This window comes from Kitasatospora sp. NPDC059571, from assembly GCF_042735675.1.
GTDB lineage: Bacteria > Actinomycetota > Actinomycetes > Streptomycetales > Streptomycetaceae > Kitasatospora.
In genome coordinates, this window is the sequence record NZ_JBHWBW010000003.1 from 67,758 (window position 1) to 75,934 (window position 8,177).

General features: G+C 71.5%; 5 protein-coding genes. 2 read left to right on the forward strand and 3 right to left on the reverse strand.

Annotated elements, in window-relative coordinates; genetic code table 11:
* Positions 1–371: 371 nt before the first annotated feature.
* Together ACFV0G_RS01435 and ACFV0G_RS01440 are read left to right on the forward strand one after the other, a co-directional pair.
* Positions 372–992: an ATP-binding protein gene (locus ACFV0G_RS01435; RefSeq protein WP_380539691.1), complete on the forward strand. Its 621-nt coding sequence runs from the start codon at positions 372–374 to the stop codon at positions 990–992.
* A gap of 202 nt (positions 993–1,194) precedes the next feature.
* Entirely contained in the window at positions 1,195–3,291 is a 2,097-nt protein-coding gene (locus ACFV0G_RS01440; RefSeq protein ID WP_380539694.1) for a WD40 repeat domain-containing protein, read from the forward strand.
* A 78-nt stretch (positions 3,292–3,369) separates the two neighbouring features.
* On the opposite strand, the gene ACFV0G_RS01445 is transcribed toward ACFV0G_RS01440, so the two are convergent.
* The 3 genes from ACFV0G_RS01445 to ACFV0G_RS01455 all read right to left on the reverse strand — a co-directional run bounded on the left by ACFV0G_RS01445 (position 3,370) and on the right by ACFV0G_RS01455 (position 7,893).
* Positions 3,370–3,933, reverse strand: coding sequence for a GNAT family N-acetyltransferase (locus ACFV0G_RS01445; protein ID WP_380539697.1), 564 nt, complete (start codon positions 3,931–3,933; stop codon positions 3,370–3,372).
* A 156-nt stretch (positions 3,934–4,089) separates the two neighbouring features.
* Complete coding sequence (locus ACFV0G_RS01450) at positions 4,090–5,079, reverse strand: NlpC/P60 family protein (protein WP_380539700.1); 990 nt, start codon at positions 5,077–5,079, stop codon at positions 4,090–4,092.
* A 459-nt stretch (positions 5,080–5,538) separates the two neighbouring features.
* Positions 5,539–7,893 carry a chitobiase/beta-hexosaminidase C-terminal domain-containing protein gene (locus tag ACFV0G_RS01455; protein ID WP_380539703.1) on the reverse strand — a complete coding sequence of 785 codons (2,355 nt, stop codon included), beginning with the start codon at positions 7,891–7,893 and terminating at the stop codon, positions 5,539–5,541.
* Positions 7,894–8,177: the final 284 nt, after the last annotated feature.

An 8,177-nucleotide genomic window follows, 5' to 3' on the forward strand; every position in this document is an offset into this window, starting at 1 on the left:
CATCCTTGTTTGTGTGTTTGTCGGGGGGGGGGGGGGTGGGGGGGGGCCCCCCCCCCCCCCCCGTATCCGCGTGGACAACGCGTCATCGGCCCCCCGGTGTGCACGCGCACCACCGACGGACGAACCGTCACGCCGGACACGGCCCACCTCAATGATTCCGCACGCATACCAAAATGGCGCAACGATTCCGACGTGCCGCGCAACGGATGCACGTTATGGGCGGAAGGCGGCCGCCGTAGGCTCATGCCTGACAGCCGCAGGTCCACGTGCTTTCCTGCTCCCCATTCACAGCATTCCCGGTCTCCTGCCGCACAGCACTCACGGCACCGAAGGACCTCGGCGCGATCGCCAGCGATATCCGAGGAGAAGCCATGTCGCCGACACGCCGCCGGAGCGACCAGTCCAGCGAAGTCCTCGGGTGGCCGGACGGAGCGCCGGGCCACCCCTTCTCCGGCCATCCGCCGTGCCGATTCCCCGCGGACCACGATTCATGGCGTCTGGCGCAATGCCCGAAGAGTGTCGGACGTGCGCGGCAGGCATCCGCCGGACGACTGGCGAGCTGGAACGTGGACCGGAATGCCGCGGATGCGGTCCTGCTGGTGGTGTCCGAACTGGTGACCAACGCCGTCGTCCACGCCGCTCCCCCGATTGCCCTGCATCTGTTCCACGATCGTTCGAGGCGGCAGATCTGTGTGGCGGTCACCGACGGTGGGCCCGCTGTGCGCAGCGACGGCTCGACCACCGCGCGCAGCGCCGACGAGTGCGGACGCGGCCTGGAGATCGTCCGGTCCGTCGCCTCGGCACACGGCATGCGCGTCCGGCCGGACGGCGCCGCCCGGTGGGTTCACCTCCCCGTCCGAAGGGTCGGCTCTCCCGCTGATTCCGCCGACCGGGAAAGCCTCCCTGCCTCCCTCGAAGGCGTCTGCCGTCGTGGTCACGGTTTCGCCGCAAGCCACCCGCAGGCGCAACGACCGACACCCCTGACGCAATGAATCGCCGTTACAGCACGCCGCTTCCTGCTCATACCCTCGACGTCACGCGCCGATTGCGATCAAACCCCGGGGAGATGCCGTCGTGAATCCGATTCCAGAAGTCTGCCCGCCCGAGGGCATCCTGGCCGGGCTGCGAAGGAGAATAGAGGCCACAATCCGGGCGGGCCGGACCGATGACCTTCTGACGGATGTGGATTTCCTGGTGCGATCGGACCCGGACCTGGTCGTTCCACTGCTTTCCATGGCCGCGGGCTGGGACGCCAGATTGTCCGCCTGGGTGTACTGGAAGTCCTTGAGCGAGCACCGCGCCGTCGGCGGCGAAGACCGGTGGTGGCTCCTGCGCCTTGAGGCGCTCCGGTGGGGGCACCGCGCCATGGTGAACCGGTTCGACGCGGCCGCCGCAGATCGCGTCGCACCTGCCGCGGGCTGGGAGGTCCGGTGGGCCGTCGGCGCCCCGCTCGACGGACGACGCCTTCGGTCACTGACCGGCCACCCGGGCGGAGCGGTGGCGACGGCGGAATCCGACGGAGTGCCGGTCGTCGTCACCGCCGGCAGCGAAGGCACGGTCCGCGTCTGGGATCTGACCACCGGTGGGCAGGTCGGGCCGCACCCTGCGGGACGCAGTCCGGGCGTACGCGCGGCTGCCACCGCGACGGCCGACGGGCGGACGGTCGCGGTCTGCAGCGGCTGGGACGGCACCGTACGGGTGTGGGACCTCGCCACCGGTGACACGCTCGGGGAGCCCCCGGGCGGCCCGGCCCGGGCGATCACCACGGCGGTGCTCCACGGTCGCGCGGTCGCGGTGACCGCCGACGACGAGGTGGGCATGCAGGTGTGGGATCTGCTCACCGGCCGGCCCTCGGGGTGTTCCTTCACCGGTCGGACCACCTCGGTGACGGCGATGGACACGGCGGAGGTGCACGGCCGCGCCCGTGTGGTCACCGGTACCTGCCGTGGAACGGTCCGGCTCTGGGACCTCGCCACCGGGAAGAAGGTCGGGCAGCCGCTGATCGGTCACGTCGGCGCTGTGCTGGCGGTCGCAACAACCGCTGTGCACAGCAGGGTCGTTGCCGTCACCGGAGGCTGGGACGGCACCGTGCGGGTGTGGGACCTCTCCACCGGCAAGCCCCTCGGCCGGCCATGGACCGCCCACACCGGCCCGGTGTGGGCGGTGGCGACGACGCAGCTGCAGCAGCGTACGGTCGCGCTGACCGGCGGGGAGGACGGAACGGTACGGCTGTGGGACCTGGCCACGGGCGAGCAGCTCGGGCCACCGCTGACCGGGCACGCCGAAGGGGTCGTCGCGGTGGCCACGGCCACGGTGGACGGACTCCCGGTCGCGGTCACCAGCAGCTCGGACGACATGGTGCAGGTCTGGGACCTCACTCCCGTCCCCGTGACGCCCCTCGCCGGTCACACCGGGTACGTACGGACCGTGGCGGTGTCGAGGCTTGCCGGTCGTGCAGTGGCCGTCACCGGAGGCGACGACGGGTCGGTCCGACTGTGGGAACTGGACACCGGCAGGCCGGCCGGACCGGCACTGATGGGGCACACCGGCCCGGTGAGGGCCATGGTGACGGCGACGGTCGACCGCCGCGAGGTTGCCGTGACGGTCGGGGGTGACGGCTTGCGCGTCTGGGACCTGGCCACCGGCTACGGCGAGCGCATCACCTCGTGTCCCGGCCGGGCCGTGGCCGTGGCGGAGGTCCGGGGCCACGCCTTCGCGGTCACCGGTGGCGACGACGGCAGAGTACGGGTGTGGAACCTGACCACCTGTCGGCAGGTCGTGGGGCCGATCACCAAGCACAGTGGCTGGGTGATGGCCCTGGCCGCTGCCGAAGTGGGCGGCCGCGCCGTCGTGGTCACCGCGGGCGACGACGGACTGATCTGGGACCTGAGCACCGGTGAGCAGGTCGGGGGGCCGCTCACCAACCACAGCGGCTGGGTGGCGGCCCTGGCCGTGGCGGAGGTCCGGGGCCGCGCCGTCGCGGTCACCGGCGGCGACGACGGCACCGTACGGGTGTGGGACCTGACGACCCTTGAGCAGATCGGGGCGGCGCTGACCAGCCAGTGCCGAGGGGCGCGGATGGCGGCCGCCGGCACGGTGAACGGCCGACCGGTCCTGGCCACCATCGGCCGGGACGGCCGGGCCGTGCGCCTCCACGACCTGGCGACCGGCCGGACGATGCGCCCCGACCTGGTCCTTCCCGACCAGATCCGAGCCGTTGCCTTCGCGCCGGACGGGGAGTTGGTGGTCGGCTACGGCTCCGAGGTCGCGGTCCTGACCCCGCCCCCGTAGCCGTACGGCACGGCACGCCCCGGCGCGGCGCAGCGACGATCGGTGGGTGCGGACGCCGAACGGTCATCCGCACCGCGATCACCGCTGCGCCCACTGATCCCTGGTGATCTCGTACCGCACGCCTCCGTGCTCGGCACCGTCGATCATCTGCATGTCGGAGGGAACGGGGACGGTGTCCGTGAGCATCATGTCGAGCTTCTCCATGATGTTGCGCGAAGCGTGGTTCACCGACATCGTCTCGGCCCAGACCGTACGCACGCCGAGCTCCGTGAACGCCTTGCCCAGCAGGGCCCGCGCACCCTCGGTGGCATGGCCCCTGCCCCAGGCCGCCTGCCGCAGCCGGTAGCCGAGTTCGACGTCGTCCCGCGAGCCCTCCGGCTCCGGGCGCAGGATGAACCAGCCGATGAACGCTCCGTCGTCCTTCGTGTGCGCGGCGAACAGCCCGAGGTCGCCGCCCCACTTCTCGTAGCCGGCGAGGATGTTCGGCAGATGGCGCTCGCGGACGACCTCCGGCGCGGTCGGACGGCCACCGGTCAGGTAGCGCATCACCGCCGGATCGCTGTCCAGCTCGATCAGCAGGTCCGCGTCGTCGGCGGTGAAGCGGCGCAGCGCCAGGCGCTCGGTCTCCAGGTAGATGTCCACGAGTCGATCATGCCGGAACCGCGCCGGGCAGCCCAACGGTTTGCGCGGCACCTCGGGGAGGCCGCCGACGCCCGGGCTCCCTCGACCGCGTCGGCACCCCGGCGGTCGCCCTGACGCCCGCCGCGGGCGCCCTCGCGACGGCCCTGGGGCCGCGGGTCAGATCCGGCGGATGGTCTTGATGTCCATCATGGTGGCCGGGGAGATCTTCACCACGTCACCGGTCTGCGGAGCGTGCACGACCATGCCGCTGCCGATGTACATGGCCACGTGGTGGGCGTCCGCGTGGTAGATCACCAGGTCACCGGGCTGCGCATTGGCCGGGTCGGTACCCACGTTGGTGCCCACGGTGGCCTGCTCCTGGGAGGTGCGCGGCAGCGACACCCCTGCCTTCGCGTACGCCCACTGCATCAGGCCCGAGCAGTCGAAGCCGGCGGTGGTGGTGCCGCCCCACTTGTACGGCACACCGCGCTGGTCCAACGCCGCCTGGACGGCCACGGCCGCGGCGCCCGAGGCCGGCGGGAGGCTGCTGAGGTCGACCCGGTCGTCGCCGCGGGAGGCAGCACCGCCACCCGTGATCGAGGCACGCTCGGCCGCGGTCAGCGAGTTGAGGAGCTGGCGGGCGTCGCTGAGGCGCTTCTGGACGTCCGCCTTCGCGGCGTTGAGGTCCTGGTCCGTCTGCGCCAGGTCGGCGAGGACGGTGGTTGCCTCCTGCTTCTGCTGGTCGAGTCGGCGCTGCTGTTCCTGCAAGGACTTGAGCGTCGACGCCTGGGTCTCCCCGGCCTGCTGGTTACCGGAGGCCTTGTCGAGGTAGCTGCCCGGATCGGAGGAGAGCATCAGGGCGACGGTCGGGTCCACGTTGCCGTTGCGGTACTCGTCGGCGGCCACCGCGGCCAGTCGGGAGGCGACCTCGGTGAGCTTCGCCTGTCCGCGGGCGATCTCGTCCTGGAGCTGTGCGGACTGCTTGCGCAGCTGCGCGCCGCGCTCGACCGCCGCGTTGTACCGCTCGGAGGCCTGCTCCTGTTCCTGCATCAGCTGGTCGACCTGGACCTTGACCTCGTCCTTGGAGGGCTTGGCCGGTGCGGCGTGGGCGCTCGCCTGGGCGGACAGGGCGATGGCGGTCGCCGCGGCGGCGGTGAGCACTGACACCCGCGCCCCGCCGGGTTGCTTCGGACGGCGATGGGAGGCCAAGATCGGAACTCCTCTTCCTGGTGGCCCCACCCGTTCGAGTGAGCGCCCGGGGGCCCGCTTCGGAGTCCGACCCTAGACGAGGGCTCCCTCCGCCCGCCACTCCTTCGCCCGATCGAGCCGCGCGCCCCGCTCGCGGGAGGCCCGGTGTGCGGACGGTCGCCGCTTGCCGTCGCAGGTGATCCACCACTGCATGACGGATGGTCAGTGTGCTTGCGGTCTGCGCGCAGAAGTCGGCGCGCCGGCTGCGGAAACGTCCGGGGACGCGCCGTGATGTGTCTCGGCACCCGGGACCGGTCCCGGACGCCGGGTACGGCGCACGCTCGCCGGACCGTGCCGCGCCGCGCAGGGGCGCGCGGGGCGGCACGGTGGTGGCGGTGCGGGGGGCGGATCAGGTCATGTCACCTCGGCCGACCCGGATCACGGGTAGGAGACGACGTTGACCGGGGTGGTGCCGGTGGGGGTGACCGCCCCCGTGTCGTTGATGACGTGGGTGATGGTGCCCTGGTAGTTCAGCGAGACGCTGAGCAGCGAGTGGAAGCGGACTCCGCCGGTGTCGGGCACCTCGAACGCGTGGTAGTTGGCCACCGCGGGGTTGACGTTGAAGTAGCAGTAGCTGCCCAGGCCCCACGCCTCGTGACTGGTGACGTTGGCGCCGACCTTGTAGGCGGCGTAGCCGTTGACCGAGGCGGAGCTCTTCCAGGCGGCCTGGTCGGGCACGTCGTAGGGGTTCTCGTTCTGGAAGAAGATGGTGCGGCCGCCCTGGCCGTTCCAGATCACCTCGTACTTCTGGTAGTGCTCGACGAACAGGCCGGTGGCGAGCACGTTGTTGCCGTTGACGATCAGGCCGGTGTCGGCGGTGTTGGTCGTCCAGCCGATCGTCCCGGCGTTGCCGTGGTCGGCGCGCCAGGCCCAGATGTGGTCGATGATCGCGTTGCTGCTGTTGACCACCAGGGAGTTGGTGGCCTTGCCCGCGAGCTGGCCGCCGATCCGGAAGAACACGTCCTGGATCGTGGTCGGGTTCGCGGCGTGGCTCGTGGCCGAACCGGACGGGCCGACGGTCAGCAGCGCCTGGGAGTTGGCGGTGCCGGCGTCGAAGAGCAGGCCCTTGAGCCGGACCCCGTCCACGTCGGCGACCTGCATGGCGTTGACGCCGTTGTCCGGCACGAAGGTCGGGTAGCCGATGCCGAGCACGACGGTGTTGGCGCGGGTGACGTTGAGCGTCTGGCCGAGGTGGTAGACGCCCGGGGTGACGAACAGGTTGCAGCCCTGGGAGAGGGCGTTGTTGATGGTGGCGGCGGTGTCACCGGCCTTGACGACGTAGAACTGGCTCATCGGCAGGGAGCTCCCGGGGGTGCTGCCGCTCGCCCAGCTCGGGCCGGACGCGTTGGTGCGCAGGCTCGGCAGGAGGACCCGGTAGCGGCCGGAGCCGTCGACGTACAGGTACGGGACGTCGCGGGAGACCGGGGTGGTGGCGAGCACCGTCTCGGGCGGGCTGGGGAAGGTGTTGGCCGGAGCGCCCTGGACGCCGGAGAAGACCATGTTCCACACACCGCCGTCCCAGCTGCCGAGCCCGCTGTCGCGGGTGTACCACTGCTGCTGGGAGATCGAGGCCATCTGGCCGGTGACCTTGGTGTCGGCCACGTAGCCGCCACTGGCCCAGCCGTAACTGGCCGGGTAGAGGGCGAGGTTGCCGTGCACGTCGATCCGCCGGAACGGGGCGGCCTGCGCGACCGCCCAGCGGTCGGTGCCGCCGCCGGGGTTGATGGCGAGGTTCTCGGCGCTGCGCCAGAAGTTCTGGGTGGCGTTGCCGGCGTCCGAGGCGTTGAAGGCGTCAACGGTGATGTTGCCGTTGATGGTGACCTGGTCGGGGTCCTGGCCGAGGCCCGCGACGGAGGTGTAGAAGCCGACGTTGTCATTGACGTTGTAGGTGCCCGGCTTGAACAGGTCGGCCACCCGGTCGGAGCTGAACTGCGCGGTCTGGGTGTCCTTCATCTGGTTGAAGTGGGCGTCCAGCTGCGCCTGGATCGTGGCCGCGGACATGCTGGGGTCGTAGATGTGCACGTTGGGGCCGAAGTCGGGGGTGTCCGACTGCACCGGGCAGCTCGTCTGGGTGCCGCCGATGGTGTAGACGGCGGTGGCCACCGCGGAGTCGGTGAGACCGGACGCCTGGGCGTAGGCCTTGACGGTGCTGCTGGCGGTCACGCTGATCGGCCCCGTGTACAGCGTGGAGGAGGCGTTCGGCGTGGAGCCGTCACGGGTGTAGCGGATGGTCGCGCCAGCGGTGGCGTCGGAGATCGTCACCGTCTGCGCCGTGGCGTACTGCCCGCCGGCCGGGCTGAAGGAGGGCTGCGCCACCTGGCCGCCGGTGCCCCCGCCGCCCTGCGTGTAGCCGAAGTGCGGTGTGTCGTACTGCGGACCGCTCTTCTCGTAGGTGAACCAGTAGTCCAGCACGTTGCCGGTGGCGAGGCCGCCGACGGTGTACGTCCAGGTGCCGGCGTTGTTGACCATCCGGAGGTTCTGCTGGTTGGCCGCGTTCACCAGGTAGTGCACGTCGACGTAGAGCGCCGGGGTGGTCGGGGTGAAGGAGATCTGCGCCTGGGTGGCGCTGACGGCGGTCACGCTCTGGGTGTAGTCGGGCGACGCGGCGGCCGCCGTGCTCACCGCCGGCGACAGACCGAGCCCGCCGAGCAGCAGGGCCAGGACGGCGAGGAACAGCGGGACGCCGCGGGCGCCCTGCCTCGGGACGCGCGGGAGTGCTCTGCGCTGGGTCATGCGGTGGTGGTCCTTCCTGTGATTCCGGGACACGAGCGAGCGCTGCTCGGGGGGCGGTGGCGCTGCGGCAGGTGCACGGCGGGAGGGTGCCTCCGGCAGGTGTCGCACTCGGGACGCCGGCCCTCGCCCGGTCGGAGCGGGGCGGGCGGGGCGGGGCCCGGTCAGGGGGACGTCTGCGGTGTCAGGGGCGTCCCGGTGGTCGCCGGGAACGGCGGGCGGGCATCGCTCCGGGCGGTAGCGGATTCGCGCGGTAAGAAGGCACGGCCTTCTGCTTGGTGGCGTGC